Genomic DNA, 15,776 nt, shown 5'->3' with positions numbered 1-15,776 from the left:
AGACAGCGTCACTATAGAAAAGGAGTGAATTTCAATGCCAGGTACAAGAAAGCTGGGTAGAACTTCTGATCATAGAAAAGCTATGCTCAGAGCTATGGTTACATACCTTCTTGAAAACGGCCAGATCGAAACAACAGTTACAAGAGCAAAGGAAGTTCGTGCTGTTGCTGAAAAGATGATAACTCTTGGTAAGACAAATGACCTGCACTCAAAGCGTCAGGTATTAGCTTACGTAACTAAGGAATCAGTTGTTAAGAAGCTTTTCAATGACATTGCACCTCAGTATGCTGAAAGAAACGGTGGTTACACACAGATCATCAAGATCGGTCCACGCCGCGGCGACGCAGCTGAAATGGCTATCATCAAGCTCGTTTAATAATTAAATACCGGTTTCCCGGTACAGTTTCAGGGAGTCTGCGTTTTACCGCGGACTCCCTGATAGTTTTTAAGGATCCTGAGCCGAATCGGTTCGGGATCTTTTTTGTCGTAAGTCGTAAGGGAATTCGAAACTTAAACGTGCTTTGTTTTTCCGGTAAATATGGTATTGAAATAGTGAAAAAATATGATATAATTAGATTAATACTATTTTTTTAAGGAGATAATTAATGGATACAGACTTATACGTATACGGCCTGTTTATTATTATTGCCGGACTTGCCTTTACGATATACGGAATGAACGAGATGTCACAGCATCTTGAAAAACTGACCGGAAGCAGGATTGAAAAGATCCTGAAAAAAATAACACGTAATCCGTTAAAAAGTATTGCTCTGGGTACCGGTATAACAGTTCTTATGCAGTCGTCATCTGCGCTTGCAAGTGTACTTACAGGACTCGTAAATTCCGGAGTTATGGAACTGAGTCAGACTGTGGGTCTTATCATGGGTTCAAATATCGGTACGACTTTTACTCTCTGGATAACTGGTCTTGTACCGATCACGGAACCGGCTGGTTTCTATATTATAGGTACCGCAGCTGTAGCCGGTATAATAATGAAGCGCTTTTCCTCGAAAGATAAGATAAATGATACGGGAACTATCGTTTTTTCAGCATCTATACTGTTCGTCGGGATATTTCTGATGACCATGGCTCTCGTAGCGTATGTGCCGACCCCGATTTCGCTGGACAGTTCAAGACAGGAGCAATATCTGATACTGCAGCAGTTTTTGCGTAATCCTGTTTTTTGTGTTTTTGCAGGTATGCTTATTACAATGATACTTCAGAGTTCATCGGTTTCAGTGGCAGCGCTTCAGGCATTTTCTATTACAGGGGTTCTGCCTCTTGAGTCTGCTGTATTCTTTATTGTAGGTCAGAATATCGGTACAAGCGTGTCTTCATTTATTTCAAGCCACAGTGCAGATAAAAATGCCCGCCGTGTTTCATTTATTCATTTGTTTTTCAACTTAACGGGCGGACTTCTGACAACAGCGGCTGTATGGATCTGGGTTTATACTCACAGTGTTGATGAACGCACGGATCCGGTAACTGCAGGTCCTCTGATGATAGCTGCGGTCCATACAGGTTTCAACGTGATCACGTCACTGGTTCTGATACCGTTCTCGTCAAAACTCGAAAAGCTGGCTATCCTTGTTATTAAGGGCGAAAACGAAAAATCAGATGATGAAAAGAAACTTTTTATTGACGAAAGACTTCTTGAAACACCTTCGTTTGCACTTACAGAGTGCAGAAGCTTTGCGGAAAAAATGGCGGCGCTTTCACTTGAAAGTTACCGCGACGCTTTTTCAGCAGCAGCAAAATTTGATGCAAAGACAGCGGAAAAAGTTCTTCAGACTGAAGATCTTATCGACGATTATGAGGACAAACTCGGAACATATCTTATCAAACTTTCGGGCTGTTCACTTACCAAGGAGGACGCTGCGCTGGTATCCAGACTGCTTCACTGCATCGGTGATTTCGAAAGGATATCCGACCACGCTGCAGGTCTTGTAAAGATATACAGGGAAATGAACGAGAGAAAGATCCGCTTCTCGCATGCGGCACGAATTGAAACCGAGATACTTCAGACTGCGGTAGCAGATATTCTTGAAATGTCTGTAAATGCGTTTATCAACAATGATGCAGATCTTGCACGCAGGGTTGAACCGCTTGAAGAAGTTATAAACGGTCTTCGCATGGAACTCAAGAACCGTCATCTCCGCAGACTCCAGCAGGATAAATGTACAACGGAACTTGGATTTATTTTCTCTGATCTTCTGACAAATCTTGAACGAATTTCAGATCACTGTTCAAATATTGCAGTGTGCCTTATTCAGCTGAAGGATGATAAGTTTGACACTCATGAATACATAACCAATATTAAGGAAAACGACAAGGATTTTCAGGAAATGCGTTTTCAGTATGTTGAAAAGTATTCACTTCCGGATTAATAAAAGCATAAAAAAAGGACGGTATGCAGGAAGCATTCCGTCCTTCTGGCATTTATAGGAATATCAAATCAGATCAGAGAACTGATCTTACCGGATGTATGCAGGAGAGCAAAAAAGCTGTACCGGTTTCAGCCTTTTACAGTAACCAGATTATTTAATCAGCTGAATACACTCTCACGCGGAAATTAACACCGCATTCCTCTGCGATTTTACGGCATTTTTCAATTTCTTCCTCACCGATAACGTCTACGACTGTAAATGCAACGTTTTCAGTGTGCTTTCTGCATTCCTTTGCAAAGCTAAGCATTGCGTCAAACGAGATTATGCCGAAGGAAGGGTGTACAATGTCATTATACTTTACTTTGTCGGAAGCATTGAGACTGATGGAAACGGAGCCGATGTTTTTACAGATCTCCTCTGCCGTGCTTCTTTTGTTGATAAGGTCGCTGAGCCCGTTTGTGTTAAGACGGGTTCTGATACCTTTTTCACGAAGATATTCCGCAGTTTTGATAAGTACGTCAAAAGCACATGTCGGTTCGCCGTATCCGCAGAAGATGGCTTCGTCATATCCGGTGAAATCAAAGCCGTCAATGGCTGATCTCACTTCATTAAAGTCAGGACTGTGGTTGAGCCAGAGGCTGCCTGATTCGCCGACGGTATCAGTAGTGCTTCTGATGCAGAATTCACATTTACACGGACAGGCGTTTGTAATATTTAAGTAAACATTGTTTTTGTAGGTATAAAGAATTTCATTTTTATTATCCATTTTAATTCACCTCATATTTATAAAGGGACCAGCTGATTTATTAATAAATCAGCGTTTTCTTAATATCGGCAAGTGATCCGAGATTTCTTTCAAATTCGACACCGTAGTTGTGATCCGGATCAGGTGACAGTGCAAGAGTGTCCTTTATTGATTTTTCGATAAATCCGGAAGCTGTGTCGATAGCTGTCTGAATATCCTTTCCGTTTATCAGCATGCTGAAAGTAACGGAGGCAAAAATATCTCCGGTGCCGGAAAAGCTTTTTCCAAGGCGTTCAGTAACAGCAAAATATTCGCTGTCGTTTAAAAAAAACCATATTGTATATCATGTTATCAGCATTGATGCCGGTTACAATAACCTTAAGTCTGCTGTTCTTTCCGATGAGTTTCAGAGCAAGCTCCTTTATTTTCTCTTTCTTTTTTTTCCATTGAGAGCGAACAGATCTCGGAAAAGTTTCCGCCGGAAAGTATGCACAGCTCAGTGAGATTCGGAGTTATAATGTCTGCTTTCAGAGTAAGGTTACGGATCTTTTCGCACATTATTTCACTGTATCCCTTGTATATCTCTCCGTTGTCACCCATGACCGGGTCAACAAGAACGAGAGTGTTTTCACTGCGGAATTCATCGATAAATGAGCTTATGAAATCAGCCTGCTTCGGATGAGCGATATATCCGCTGTAGATACCGTCGAACCGTGCACCGCATAATTTCCACATTTTAATATAATTATCGAGATGTTCAGTAAGATCGATACATGAGTAATCCGGAAAACCGGTCTGGTTTGTAAGTACTGCGGTAGGTACAGCACATGCCTGAATGCCGCATACTGATAGTATCGGAACAGCCACGCCGAGTGAACATCGTCCGAAACCAGAAATATCGTTTATAACAGCAGCAGTTGCCACTAAATGATCACCTTCTTTGTTGACATGAAACGATGACGGCCCCGTAAATACGGATCTGTTAATGAGTCAGGGTTTCTTCTGTAGCTTACGGGTAATTTTCCCGTTTACTCTATTATACAAAAAAACTGTGCATGTTAAAATAGTCAGTTTTGATATAATTTAAGGGGACACTTCTCAGGAGAGAAACTGATTAAACAGCCTCTTAAAACAGATTAATTTCGCATAAAAAAATTAAAAACTCTATTGACAACGATTACATACTGTGATATAATACTGAACAGAGGGTTGAAAACGATTACCGGACATAAAAACGTAACGAATCCGGTATATTGTATTCCTGAACACACAGTGGTTAATTTAAGGAAACCACCTTTCTGTAAAATGATCTGCAGGCGCTGTCCTGCAGTGAGTTTTGCAGACTCCGGGTACGAAATCTTCATTCATAATTAAAATAATGCAACAATAAAAATACACCTGGTCTCTGATCCGGTGTATTTTTATTTTGAGAAATGAAAATTCATGAATGCCGGACTCGTTCACTTTAACTATAATTGATAAATGTTTTTTGTCGTTCACTATAATCTGCTATTGATTTAACATGAAAATTTGTGTATAATGTAATATAGCGAATAATAGTTCCGCAGGTGCGGAAAATCAGAAAGGATCTTTTTAACTATGAAAAAAGTTGGATTTTTAGGTGCGGGAAATATGGGCTTTGCCATCATGAAGGGTATAACAGGCAGTTCTCTTAAAGATATATCACTTTATGCCTTTGACATAAGTGAAGATCTCAGAAAGCGTGCAGAATCGATCGGTGTTAATGTCTGCACAAATGAATGCGATCTTGTTGAAAAGTGTGACTACATCTTTTTAGCAGTAAAGCCACAGGTGCTTTCAGGAGTTCTCGAAACAATAAAGCCTGTTCTCACATCTGAAAAGGTAGTTGTATCGATCGCAGCCGGTATTTCAGGAGAGTATCTTAAGACACGTACGATTCCTGATCTGAAGGCAGTTCTGGTAATGCCTAACACACCGCTTCTTCTCGGCGAAGGTGCAACAGCACTTTCAAAGGTTGAACCGACATCCGATGAGGAATTTGCTCTTGTATGCAGCATTTTCGGTGCCTGCGGTGAATATGCAGTTCTTCCGGCTGACAAGATGAAAGAGATCATTGCTATCAACGGAAGCAGCCCGGCATTTATCTATCTGTTTGCCAAGGCGTTTATCGAATATGCATCTGAACAGGGAATTTCAGCTGAAGCTGCACAGAAGCTCTTTGCAAAGACTCTGGTTGGTTCTGCAAAGATGATAACCGATTCAGGAAACACTATCGACGAACTCATTAAGATGGTTTCATCACCGGGCGGCACAACTCTTGCCGGCCTTGACAGACTTTACGAAGGCAATCTGGTACAGGTCGTAAAAAATGCATGTGACAGCTGTACAAAGAGAGCCTATGAGCTTTCTGAATAACAGGGAGGTGTCTTTTTTGGCAGGATTCTTCGGAATAGGCGATTATACAAAAGCGGGAAAGGGCATTTCAAAAGATGAGCCGTCAAAAGGAGGACTCAAGCTTTTCTTCGAAATACTCGGAGTAAGGTTCTGGAAGCTTATCGTTCTGAATATAATATATATAATTGCCTGTATCCCGGTCATTACGATCGGGCCGGCGACAGCCGGAGTATTCAGGGTCCTGCAGAAGTATTCCATTGACAGGAATGCTTTTGTATGGCTTGATTTCAAAAATGCATTCAAAGAGAATTTCCTGAAGGCTTTTGCTGTCGGAATAATAGATATCATTGCGTATACAGGTATGATTTGCGGCTTCATTCTTTATACGGCCATGATCAGAAGCGCGGAATCCGGCGGAAGTGTAATACCCGTAATACTGCTTGGACTGACGCTAAGCTTTTCAGTTACGTTTACGGTAATGAATTATTATATTTATCTCATGATCGTTTCGACAAAACTTTCCATGAAACAGATCGTCAGAAATTCAGTTTTGCTTGCATTTGCAGCACTCAAACAGAATATGACAGCTTTTGTTTTCAATCTGGTTCTTCCTCTTATCCCGGTCGCACTGATGGCAATATCGGGAAATACAATATTTCTGACACTCTATCTGCTCATTCCGTCACTTGTTATGTTCATCATCTGCTTCTGCTGCTATCCGGTGATCCAGAAATATGTCATCGATCCTTTCTACAGTGAACGCGGTGAAAAGAATCCGGAAAAATCATATAATGAATCTGAAGATGATGAAGAAATACTTTTCGAAGATATGGGCGGAAAGGAACAGGCGGTTGTTCCGAAAGCCGGCAGCGGAAAGGGTAAAGTGATCTCATGATCTTTTAAGGAAAGGCTGATTTATTCATAAATCAGCGCTGGGCTCCGGGGCGAAGCTCCGCAAATCCCACCTTCGGAAATCCGGCAAAGCCGGATTCCGGTTTGATCAGTGTTTCCTTAACTTGCTGGTGAAAACTATGTAAAGGAGTTTTTATATGGAAATTAACAGAATTCTTGAAAAAGTAAATGAGATTCTCCCGCCGGAACCGGCAGTCAGGTTTTCTTTCGTTAAGGAAAAGACAGGACTGTTTGACAGCAAGGTAGGAGGAACACCGTATTTTCCGAAGAATATGGAATATCCGTGCGGAAAAAGCGGTTCTTTTAAAGATCAGCCCCTTATACTGCTTGCACAGCTTAATTTTGAGCAGATACCTCACATACCTGATTTTCCTGAAAAGGGAATACTTCAGTTTTTTATCGCCGGAGATGACCTTTACGGAATGGCATCCGAGTGTTTTGGTGAAGCTCTTGCTGTTCAGAATAATTTCCGTGTTATATATCATGAAAACATTATTTCTGATGAAACAGAACTTCTTTCAGCCGATGAAATACCGGTTTACAGCGGTGAGGAAAAGATATATCTGCCGTTTTCAGGAGAGTACAGACTTGTACCGGGTAAACCTGAGAATGTGACAGTTACGTATCAGGATTTTCGTTTTGAAGATGCATTTGTAAAATGCTTCAATGAAGTTTCAGATGAAAAAATAGAAAACCTGTACGATCTTGATGACGATGTATTCGAAGAACTGCATGAAAATATCACATACTCGACACTGACCGGCGGATATCCGGCATTTACCCAGGAAGATCCGCGAAGCAGCAGTCTTGGTGATTGCAGTGTGCTTTTATTTGAACTTGACAGTGCATTAGGAAACGACAGCAGCATAGACATTATGTGGGGCGATTCAGGCACCGGAACATTTTTCATTCCGCGTGAGAACCTGAAAAATCTTGATTTTTCAAGAGTTGTATATAATTACGACTGTTACTGATAATTATTAATTTATGATAAAGGGGGATGCTGCATGGATTATCAGTCGTGGCTTGAAGGAATCAGCGGACTGGCTAGCCTTTATTCCTTTGATATTCTTCCTGACGGAAGCTACAGCGAAATACGCCTTATGGGCGTAAACAGACAGAATGAAGGTATGCTTCATTTCAGTCCGGATGCGCCGGAGTTCTATCCGGGTATTCCTTACAGAAAATACTGGATGGATCTGAACTTTGAAAGGTATATTTACAGGAGCGGCAGTACGAATAAATCGCTTTATTCGTATGTTAATGCCCGCGGATTCTGGCTCAAGGGATTCTACATTCCGGTAACAAATTTTGACAAAGAGCCTGATGACGGTACGAAAACGGTTTACTGTCTCTACATACTCGAATATGAAAATGATCTGGAAACAGAATCAATGTCACAGCATCCGGCCGATGTTTCCGCAGCCGTAACTAATATAAGCATCAGGCTTCACGAAGTGCAGGATTTCTGGCAGGCGCTTACTTCAGTTACCTCCGAGATCAAACAGTTCTGCGGTGCTGATAAGTGTTCTGTTTATCCGGTAGATATAAGCAGCCGGAAGTGCGTATGTGTTACCGATTCGGGAGTTCATAACGAAATACTGGAAGAGATCGCCGGAGATCTGGGATGCACTCCGTTTGAAGCAGTTGAACGTTGGGAAAAGATCCTTGAAATGAGTGACTGTCTGATCCTTGAGGATCTCAGCGTTATTGAGGAACGTGATCCCGACTGGTACCGTTCGCTCTGCAGTCATGACGTCAAAAATATAGTTCTTTATGAGATACGATGCAAACATACGCTTGTAGGTTTCATCTGGGCCGCAAACTTTGATGTGTCAAAAACCATGAAGATCAAAAGTGTGCTTGAACTTTCGTCGTTTGTACTTGCTGCTGTTATTCAGAACCACTATCTTATTTCGAACCTGGAGATTAAGAGCACAGTTGACGGGCTCACACAGGTGTACAACCGCAATGCGATGAACGACCGTGTTGAAAAAATTGTTTCCGGCGAAGTGAAGGCTCCGGAAAAGCTGGGCATTGCCTTTGCGGACCTTAACGGACTCAAGACAGTCAATGATAAAGAAGGGCATGAAGCAGGCGACAGGCTTCTTTCGAGAGCAGCATCGCTTTTAAAGGTCGCTTTCGGTGATTATGAAGTCTACCGTGCCGGCGGCGATGAATTCGTTGTTTTCTGTCCGGACATTACAGAGGAAAAACTTGCAGACCTTGCAGCTCAGCTCCGTACTCTCACTGATACTACTGCTGATGTGCGTTTTGCGGTCGGAACCGTTTTTGTTACGGGTGAGTACGATATATGCAAAGCAATGCAGACAGCGGACGAAAGAATGTATAAAGACAAGGAAGAATACTACCGTCTGCATCCTGAAAAAGACAGACGTAACCGGATCAAATAACATAAAAAAACGACTGCACCATGAATGCAGTCGTTTTTTTGTTTCTATTTACCGATTATAGCGGTCAGCCTGTCATATATTCTCTCCGCTGCAGTCAGCTTGTACATCAGTCTGTCCGGCTGCGGTGGGATCTCCGTACAGAAGGCTTCAGTTTTTCCTCTGAAGAATACAGCGAAAAAGACCTTCCCCGGAACGGAATTTTCCGGATTTACAGGATCGGTGTTTCCCATGGTCCCGGTCACGCCTATTCCTATGTCGGCGCCGTATGTCTTCGCACAGGCCTTTGCCATTGCCGCTGCGGTTTCCTTTGAATATACCGTGTGTTTTTCTATCGTTTCCGCCGGTACACCCTGCATGATCTTGGCTTCGTTGCAGTAGGTGACAAATGCTCCTTTAAGTACCGACGATGATCCTTCCGTGTCGGTTATCAGCGATGCTATCTGCCCTCCCGTCGCACTTTCCATAGTTGTTACCGTAAATCCTTTTTCTATAAGCAGTTTTGTAAGCAGTGTGTATTTTTCCCTTATGCGTTTCTCGTCCCGGTAATGATCAGGATACTTTCCCGGAACGGTTTCTGTGTTTTTTACGAATGTCATTTTTCTTCCCCTTCGTTCAGTATACTGTCAACAAGTGCAATGGCTTTTTCATATCTTTCGGCATAGCTTCCTGAGATGCGTACGCAGCTGAACCCGAAACGTCTGTACAGTTCTTCTATTCTGTCACTGTACATCTGTCTGTTTGCCGCGATCTCCTCGCTCCGGTCGCCGTCCTGCACCCATGCAACATCCGGTTCGGCATGCAGTATCAGATCGTAGTGATTGAGTTTTGCTATACTTTCAGCGAGCACACAGTTGTCCGGACTGCCGTTTTCGAGAAAGTCCATGAAAAAACGTGTTATCAGGCAGTCAGTGTCTTCAAAAAGCACTTTGTTGCTGTGCTCGGCCAGACGCATTTCCTTCGCCTTGTGTTCGAGAAGAATCCGTGTGTAGTCACTTTCGAGCATCATCAGATCGGTGCCTGAAAGCTCTGAAAGATCACGTCCCACCTCTTCGAGATAGTTTGTATGGTAGTGATGTGCAAGATTTATCGTGAGTACACTTTTTCCGCAGCTTTCCGAACCGATGATAAGTACTTTCTTTACATAGTACGGTCTCACAAACAGAGGCAGCCAGTCCCAGTGTCTGTAAACATTTCCGCGTACAGCTGTTGAATTGTATTTGTCACGCGGGAAGATCACAAGTTCACTTTCCGGATAGCATACGTTCCAGAAACTGTTTTCATCGTAGTCACTGCCGCAGAAGACCACATCGATCTTTTTTCCGACGGCGGCTTTTACTTTTCTGCAGTCTTCGTCCCAGTATTCGCTGGTGTAGTCAGATTTCTTTTTTGTCCTGTCTTCGAGCGTGATTATTTTTACGTTGCCGATGTGACAGGTGAGCGTGTATACCCAGCGGTATTTCACCTTTACGTCCACGTCTGAATCATCGTTTCTGTATGAGATCACAACGTACAGCTGCTCGCACATTGAGGCTGCTTTCAGTATGCATTCCATGTGTCCGTTGTGCATCGGATTGAATGATCCTCCGTACATTCCGACATGATATTTCATGCCGGCCTTTATTTCGTTACTCATTTGTTTCTCCTTTCTTCTTCCTGTACAGTCTGCTCGGCCTGTGTGCCTGACCGGTAAGCATGTTCCCGGTCTCCTCCACCATCGGCGCGATCATTTTCCTGAAATTAGCCTTGTAGAGTTTTTCACCGAGAAGTATCTCGTAGACTTTCTGAAGCTGCGGAAGGGTGAATTCTTCCGGAACAAATTCAAATGCTATTCCTCCTGAATTCACTTTTTCCCTCAGCATTTCCCTGCCGTGTGCGGTCATTTCCCGGTGGTCAAAAGCGAGAGGCAGTTCTCCCGAGAGTATTCCGCTTACAGGATAAAGCCCGGCACTTCCGGAAATGCCGGAATCTTTCAGCCTGCGGTAACTGGTGACCGCACAGTAGGCGATCGAAATGGTTCTGCTCCGCGGATCGCGGTCAACCCTTCCGAAGGTGTGAAGCTGCTCGAGAAAAATATTTCTTATGCCGGTTCTTTCAAGTACCGAACGTTCGGCGGCCTCTTCAGGTGTCTCGGATTCACGGAGCGATACACCCGGCAGCGCGAATACACCTTCAAAAGGAGGCGCTTCACGTTTTGCAAGCACGATTTTCAGCTTTTCGTCTTCTATAGTAAATATCAGGACATCAACCGCGACGGAAATCTTCTGATGTATGATCTGTTCCTTCATCTGCCGTTACTCCTGTACGGTCTTCTTTACAGGATTTTCTGTCTTTTCCTCTGCCGATTCCCTGTACCACTTGATAAACATGATAACGGCATTGAGCAGGAAGATTATCCACATAAGCAGAACGGCAACGCTGTCGCCTTCGTTCATGAAGGCCACCACCCACATGATGACCGATACAGCATCGACGAGTATCCAGACGATCCACTGTTCGGTAAATCTTTTTATCATGAGTATCTGTGCGACAACGGAAAGAACTGTGCTCATGCTGTCCACAAGCGGAAGATTGCCGCCTAAAAGCTTAAGGACCCAGCTGTATCCGAATATTCCGGCAGCGCTCAGGACTGCGACCGCAATGTCCTGTCTGACGGTCATTCGCTTTTTCTGTACTACCTGGGTTTCAGTGTCGATGTTCTTTTTCCACATGAACCATCCGAGAATGTTGGTAGGGAAGTAGTAGGCAAGATTCAGCATTACATCACCGTAGTACTTTGCTTTCCATGCGACGCAGGCATAAAGAAGAACGTTGACGGTACCGAAGATGTAGTTGGACATTTTTCCTTTTCCGACAAGTATGACGCATGTTACGCCGGTGAGTGATGCAAGTATGCTGACGGGCGTGTCATGGAGATACAGCGATATGGCAAGCAGAGCAGCGTTTGCGAATATCAGCCAGAAGATCTCTCCTGCTTTCCAGCCTTTAAGTTCGTTTCTGATAAACTCCGTAAATTTTGCTGCGGCAGTTGCATTTGTGTTTTCGTTCATTCTGATTTCCTCCTTTTTTAATATGACCTTAAGAATGCTGATCTGTTTACAGATACGAGGAGGTTCCGGGGCGGTGCCCGGCAGTTTCTCCGGCGGATATCCGGTCTGATCAGTATTCTTAGTAGCTTTTATATACTAAGTATAGTATAAAATTGCTACTAAGTCAAGAGAAAATTTTCTGCTTGATAAAATTAAAAAAATATGATAAAATAAAATAAATTATACTTTATTTCTTGCTTTATACTCAGCGCAGGGTTCTTATGAAGCAGAAACTGCTTTATTCAGCGCTGATCTGTAAAGGAACGGATTATGATAAGGGGACAACTGGAAAACGGGGGTGAGGCTTATGGCAGAAAAAAAGAATAAAGATAAAGACAAAAAACATAAAGAAAAAAGAAGCCTGAAAAGCATTCTTCTGCCAAGACAGTTCAGCTATCTTATTGGAACCGCGACAGTACTGGCGAGTCTGCTTGTTCTTTCGCTCTGGTTTGCTTACTGGATGTACAGTGTAACACAGCGTTCCTGCTACGATGATCTTAAGCTTGAAACCAGGGATGCTGTTTCAGCTCTTGAATCAAATCTCAGGAATGACCGCAGAATGCTGCGTGTTATCGCAGGCCTGATAAAAGATTCGGAAGACATGGAATCACTTGATCTTAACGGATATCTCTCCAATTATGATATAAACAGTCAGGTAACTCAGATCTACATGCTCCTTCCGGGCGATGAGCTTATATCATCAAAAGGCCGGCGAAACAACATTGACAAGGAACTTGACTTTGAAAAGCAGGTAAATCTAAAGGACCATATAAGCGCGGTAAAACCTGAGCAGAGTACTTCCGGAAACTCGAAAATACGTAATTTTGTTCAGATACGCCCGGACGGATACTGCATTGGTTTTCTCTTCAGTGAGGGAAGTTCATCAGGTGTGGCACAGGCATGGCTTCCGTCCGTTTATGACGATAAAGGATACCTTTACGTTGTAGACAGGAAGACAGGGGAGGTTATCATTGATACTTCGCCTTCTCCGATCGACAATATAAATGACATTGCGTTCAGGCAGGTTGACTCAGCTTATACAAGGGACGCAACACTTGAAAGGATCCTTGCCGGCAAGTCGGGATATTCTGTTTTTTCATCAAGAGCGGTAAGTGAAACACTTTACATGCGATACGATCCGATCGGCATCGAGGACTGGGAAATGGTCGTTGTCGTTCCGGAAAGCGCTGCGTTTTCGGCGGTTGCACCGGTACGAACCAGACTTTATATGCTGATCGCGGCTATTCTTGTTATACTTCTTTTATATACAGCGTGGCTGGTTCACGAATTCAGGGCATCCATTTCGTTTGCGGAAGAAAAGGCGAATACCGATGTGCTTACCGGACTTCACAACCGTAACAGCTACGAAAACTACATCGGCAAAACTGATGCTTTAAAGGAAAAGCTTACCTGTATCTATATCGATGCAAACGGACTTCACGAGCTCAACAACAGCAAGGGACATTTTGCCGGTGATCAGATGCTCAGATTTATAGCCGATACGCTTAAGGTGCAGTTCGGCGGTGAAAATATATTCCGCATAGGCGGCGACGAATTTGTTGTTTTCCAGTCCGGAAAGACAGATGATGAACTGGAAAGAAGCCTTGAAGGATTCAACGATGCCCTTGCCAGAAATGACTATCATGCAGCTCTGGGCATAGGAAAATGTGAAGAAGGACAGAACATGGATCAGCTTATAAGAAATGCTGAAACAAAGATGTATGAAGCAAAGCGTGTCTACTACAAGCAGATAGGCAAAGACATGAGGGTTTAGGATTTGAAGGGGGAATATTACATGAAGAAAAGATCTTTACGCATGATTGCAGCAGTTCTCGCTTCTGCGGTTATAATGAGCGGATGCTCAAAATCACTTCCGCCTCCGAATGATGATGACAATAATGATCAGACTGATCTGAATGTGTATGACATGATCTATTTCGGCGAGGTCTCCACACTTAATTATCTGGAAACTGATACTGAAGTTGACTATGCGCTCTGTTCAAATCTGGTTGACAGCCTTGTCGATTACGACAAATACGGAAAGCCTGTAAAGGGACTTGCTGAAGACTGGTCTTCGAACGAGGACATGACAGAATGGACCTTTAAGATCCGTAAAGGCGTTAAGTGGGTGGACTGTGACGGCAGGGAAGTTGCTGAAGTCAAGGCGGATGACTGGGTGGCTGCAGCGCAGTATGTAAACGACGCTGCCAGGGAAGCCGGAAATCAGTATATTTATGATACCGGCGGCGTGGTCCATAATGCACAGAAATACTATGACTATACTGAGTACATGATCGTTTCTGACGGCGGAAAGCGCAAGGTCGATGAAAACGGTGAAAAGATAGAACCGGTTTCTGAGGTCAAACCTGAAGATATCGGCGTTGAAGCTGTCGATGACTACACACTGGTATACAAACTTGACCAGCCTTGTCCGTTCTTCCTGAGCTGCCTGTCCTATTCCGCGTACATGCCGGTAAACAGGGAGTTCCTTAACAAATGCGGCGATCTGTTCGGACGAAGCAAGGAAAACATACTTTACAACGGTGCTTTCCGTCTTTCTGAATTTATTCCGCAGGAAAAACGTGTTCTTGTAAAAAATGAAACTTACTGGGACAAGGACAACGTACATATTGATGTAATAAATGCCACGTTCAAAAAAGACGTGAACGAAGTGGGCTTTGACGAATTCCTTTCCGGTGAGGTTGATATGGTACCGGTAAGCGTGGCTGCCATGGACAAGTGGCAGAGCAATCCGGAAGCTGCATCGCAGGTACACAGTATGCGTCCTGACATAGCTTACAGTTATTTCTACGGATTTAATTTCAAACCGGAGTTTGCATCCAAGTATGAGCCGGAAAACTGGGCAAAGGCCGTAGTAAATGAAGATTTCAGAAAGTCGATAATGTATTCGCTTGACCGAAGGTCGCTTGCTGAGGTGTACGAGCCGTACAATCCTGATATTCTTCTTCAGAAGACCATCACACCGGCGACATTTGTTTCGGCAAACGGAAAGGACTATACCGACTTCGAACCTTTCAGCAATATAATGACGCGCGATCCTTATGACAGGAACCAGGCTGTGATCTGCAGAAACAATGCGCGTACCGCACTTGAAGCCGAGGGAGTAAAATTCCCGGTAAAGGTGCTTCTGCCGTATAATCCGTCGCTCATCAACTGGGTCGATGAATGCGGACTTGTCAAACAGCAGCTTGAGGAGACTCTCGGCAGTGACTACGTTGAAGTAATAATCGAACGCGGTCCGGATACAGGATTCCTGTCTGCTGTAAGAAGAAGCGGAAACTACGCTCTCCTGTTATGTAATTACGGTGCCGATTTTGCCGATCCTGCAACATATGCGGAACCGTTCACTGAAGGAAACACATACAGTTTCTGGGACCAGTGTGAGGATGAAAATATCCGTGCTCTCTACAAGCAGTATTCGGAACTTGTCGACAAGGCAATAAAAACCTTTAATGATGACGAAAAAAGATACGAGCTTTTTGCACAGGCAGAAGCGCTTCTGATCGATCACGCCATCGTTTGTCCGAGCCGTGTAAGCAACGGTGACGGATATTTCGCTGACCGTTTAAGCCAGTTCGACGGCCAGTTCGCTCCTTACGGCGTTGCAAGATCACGCTATAAGGGAATGGTCATCCACGAAAAATCAATGAGCATGGACGAGTTCAACATAGCCTACGAAAAGTGGGAGAACGAACGCCTTCAGAATACGAAATAAATTTTATGCTGCCCTGCATGCGGTAAACGAAACGCATGCAGGGCAGTGCTGTATTATTTTTCGCAAACCCCTTTACAAGAAGACGTACTTGTGATATAATAAACAAGTACCGTGTACTTG

General features: G+C 43.6%; 15 protein-coding genes. 8 read left to right on the top strand and 7 right to left on the bottom strand.

The genetic code is table 11. The annotated features are described in order from the left end of the window. The first annotated feature begins 34 nt into the window (after nucleotides 1-34). Both rplQ and CC97_RS09845 read left to right on the top strand, forming a co-directional pair. Entirely contained in the window at nucleotides 35-376 is a 342-nt protein-coding gene (gene rplQ / locus CC97_RS09850) for a 50S ribosomal protein L17 (protein WP_044974830.1), read from the top strand. A gap of 229 nt (nucleotides 377-605) precedes the next feature. Beyond that, nucleotides 606-2,387, top strand: a complete 1,782-nt coding sequence (locus CC97_RS09845; RefSeq protein WP_044974829.1) for a Na/Pi cotransporter family protein — start codon at nucleotides 606-608, stop codon at nucleotides 2,385-2,387. A gap of 154 nt (nucleotides 2,388-2,541) precedes the next feature. Here the strand turns inward: CC97_RS09845 and CC97_RS09840 are convergent, their stop codons facing one another. From CC97_RS09840 to CC97_RS21335, 3 genes are read right to left on the bottom strand one after another with little or no spacing between them, the layout of a single operon-like run. Next, on the bottom strand, nucleotides 2,542-3,153 hold the full coding sequence (locus CC97_RS09840; protein WP_044974828.1) for a TIGR04100 family radical SAM protein: 612 nt from the start codon (nucleotides 3,151-3,153) through the stop codon (nucleotides 2,542-2,544). A gap of 40 nt (nucleotides 3,154-3,193) precedes the next feature. After that, nucleotides 3,194-3,469 carry a bifunctional hydroxymethylpyrimidine kinase/phosphomethylpyrimidine kinase gene (locus CC97_RS21340; protein WP_156036871.1) on the bottom strand — a complete coding sequence of 92 codons (276 nt, stop codon included), beginning with the start codon at nucleotides 3,467-3,469 and terminating at the stop codon, nucleotides 3,194-3,196. A gap of 41 nt (nucleotides 3,470-3,510) precedes the next feature. Next, complete coding sequence (locus CC97_RS21335) at nucleotides 3,511-4,056, bottom strand: bifunctional hydroxymethylpyrimidine kinase/phosphomethylpyrimidine kinase (RefSeq protein ID WP_049962815.1); 546 nt, start codon at nucleotides 4,054-4,056, stop codon at nucleotides 3,511-3,513. A 675-nt stretch (nucleotides 4,057-4,731) separates the two neighbouring features. On the opposite strand from CC97_RS21335, the gene proC reads away from it, so the two are divergent. From proC to CC97_RS09815, 4 genes are all read left to right on the top strand, one after another. Further along, a complete protein-coding gene (gene proC, locus CC97_RS09830) occupies nucleotides 4,732-5,529 on the top strand; it encodes a pyrroline-5-carboxylate reductase (RefSeq protein ID WP_044974827.1) in 798 nt (265 codons plus the stop codon). A gap of 16 nt (nucleotides 5,530-5,545) precedes the next feature. Continuing rightward, a complete protein-coding gene (locus CC97_RS09825; RefSeq protein ID WP_044974826.1) occupies nucleotides 5,546-6,403 on the top strand; it encodes a YesL family protein in 858 nt (285 codons plus the stop codon). A gap of 154 nt (nucleotides 6,404-6,557) precedes the next feature. Continuing rightward, nucleotides 6,558-7,394: a YwqG family protein gene (locus tag CC97_RS09820; RefSeq protein ID WP_044974825.1), complete on the top strand. Its 837-nt coding sequence runs from the start codon at nucleotides 6,558-6,560 to the stop codon at nucleotides 7,392-7,394. Nucleotides 7,395-7,427: 33 nt separating this feature from the next. After that, the gene (locus CC97_RS09815; RefSeq protein WP_044974824.1) at nucleotides 7,428-8,834 is read left to right on the top strand and encodes a GGDEF domain-containing protein; all 1,407 of its coding nucleotides are present in this window, start codon (nucleotides 7,428-7,430) and stop codon (nucleotides 8,832-8,834) included. Nucleotides 8,835-8,878: 44 nt separating this feature from the next. Here the strand turns inward: CC97_RS09815 and CC97_RS09810 are convergent, their stop codons facing one another. The 4 genes from CC97_RS09810 to pnuC are packed head-to-tail and all read right to left on the bottom strand — an operon-like array spanning nucleotide 8,879 to nucleotide 11,881. Beyond that, on the bottom strand, nucleotides 8,879-9,430 hold the full coding sequence (locus CC97_RS09810) for a CinA family protein (RefSeq protein ID WP_081850068.1): 552 nt from the start codon (nucleotides 9,428-9,430) through the stop codon (nucleotides 8,879-8,881). After that, complete coding sequence (locus tag CC97_RS09805) at nucleotides 9,427-10,467, bottom strand: AAA family ATPase (RefSeq protein ID WP_242848164.1); 1,041 nt, start codon at nucleotides 10,465-10,467, stop codon at nucleotides 9,427-9,429. The genes CC97_RS09810 and CC97_RS09805 overlap by 4 nt, the downstream gene beginning before the upstream one ends. Then, the gene (locus tag CC97_RS09800; protein ID WP_044974823.1) at nucleotides 10,460-11,119 is read right to left on the bottom strand and encodes an NUDIX domain-containing protein; all 660 of its coding nucleotides are present in this window, start codon (nucleotides 11,117-11,119) and stop codon (nucleotides 10,460-10,462) included. The genes CC97_RS09805 and CC97_RS09800 overlap by 8 nt, the downstream gene beginning before the upstream one ends. A 6-nt stretch (nucleotides 11,120-11,125) precedes the next feature. Continuing rightward, nucleotides 11,126-11,881, bottom strand: coding sequence for a nicotinamide riboside transporter PnuC (pnuC, locus tag CC97_RS09795; RefSeq protein ID WP_044974822.1), 756 nt, complete (start codon nucleotides 11,879-11,881; stop codon nucleotides 11,126-11,128). A gap of 346 nt (nucleotides 11,882-12,227) precedes the next feature. Between pnuC and CC97_RS18840 the strand changes: the two genes are divergently transcribed. Both CC97_RS18840 and CC97_RS09785 read left to right on the top strand, forming a co-directional pair. Next, a complete protein-coding gene (locus tag CC97_RS18840; protein WP_049962814.1) occupies nucleotides 12,228-13,694 on the top strand; it encodes a diguanylate cyclase in 1,467 nt (488 codons plus the stop codon). A 21-nt stretch (nucleotides 13,695-13,715) separates the two neighbouring features. Further along, entirely contained in the window at nucleotides 13,716-15,656 is a 1,941-nt protein-coding gene (locus CC97_RS09785) for a peptide ABC transporter substrate-binding protein (protein ID WP_044974821.1), read from the top strand. Nucleotides 15,657-15,776: the final 120 nt, after the last annotated feature.

Source organism: Ruminococcus sp. HUN007 (assembly GCF_000712055.1).
GTDB lineage: Bacteria > Bacillota > Clostridia > Oscillospirales > Ruminococcaceae > HUN007.
The sequence above is the reverse complement of the archived record's forward strand: the minus strand, read 5'-3'. Positions and strand labels throughout refer to the sequence as shown.

Bases quoted from the DNA above. Each gene is read 5' to 3' on its own strand.
- CC97_RS09805 (WP_242848164.1), bottom strand. From the start codon at position 10,467: ATGAGTAACGAAATAAAGGCCGGCATGAAATATCATGTCGGAATGTAC.
- rplQ (WP_044974830.1), top strand. From the start codon at position 35: ATGCCAGGTACAAGAAAGCTGGGTAGAACTTCTGATCATAGAAAAGCT.
- proC (WP_044974827.1), top strand. From the start codon at position 4,732: ATGAAAAAAGTTGGATTTTTAGGTGCGGGAAATATGGGCTTTGCCATC.
- CC97_RS09845 (WP_044974829.1), top strand. From the start codon at position 606: ATGGATACAGACTTATACGTATACGGCCTGTTTATTATTATTGCCGGA.
- pnuC (WP_044974822.1), bottom strand. From the start codon at position 11,881: ATGAACGAAAACACAAATGCAACTGCCGCAGCAAAATTTACGGAGTTT.
- CC97_RS09840 (WP_044974828.1), bottom strand. From the start codon at position 3,153: ATGGATAATAAAAATGAAATTCTTTATACCTACAAAAACAATGTTTAC.
- CC97_RS09810 (WP_081850068.1), bottom strand. From the start codon at position 9,430: ATGACATTCGTAAAAAACACAGAAACCGTTCCGGGAAAGTATCCTGAT.
- CC97_RS09815 (WP_044974824.1), top strand. From the start codon at position 7,428: ATGGATTATCAGTCGTGGCTTGAAGGAATCAGCGGACTGGCTAGCCTT.
- CC97_RS09800 (WP_044974823.1), bottom strand. From the start codon at position 11,119: ATGAAGGAACAGATCATACATCAGAAGATTTCCGTCGCGGTTGATGTC.
- CC97_RS18840 (WP_049962814.1), top strand. From the start codon at position 12,228: ATGGCAGAAAAAAAGAATAAAGATAAAGACAAAAAACATAAAGAAAAA.
- CC97_RS09785 (WP_044974821.1), top strand. From the start codon at position 13,716: ATGAAGAAAAGATCTTTACGCATGATTGCAGCAGTTCTCGCTTCTGCG.
- CC97_RS09820 (WP_044974825.1), top strand. From the start codon at position 6,558: ATGGAAATTAACAGAATTCTTGAAAAAGTAAATGAGATTCTCCCGCCG.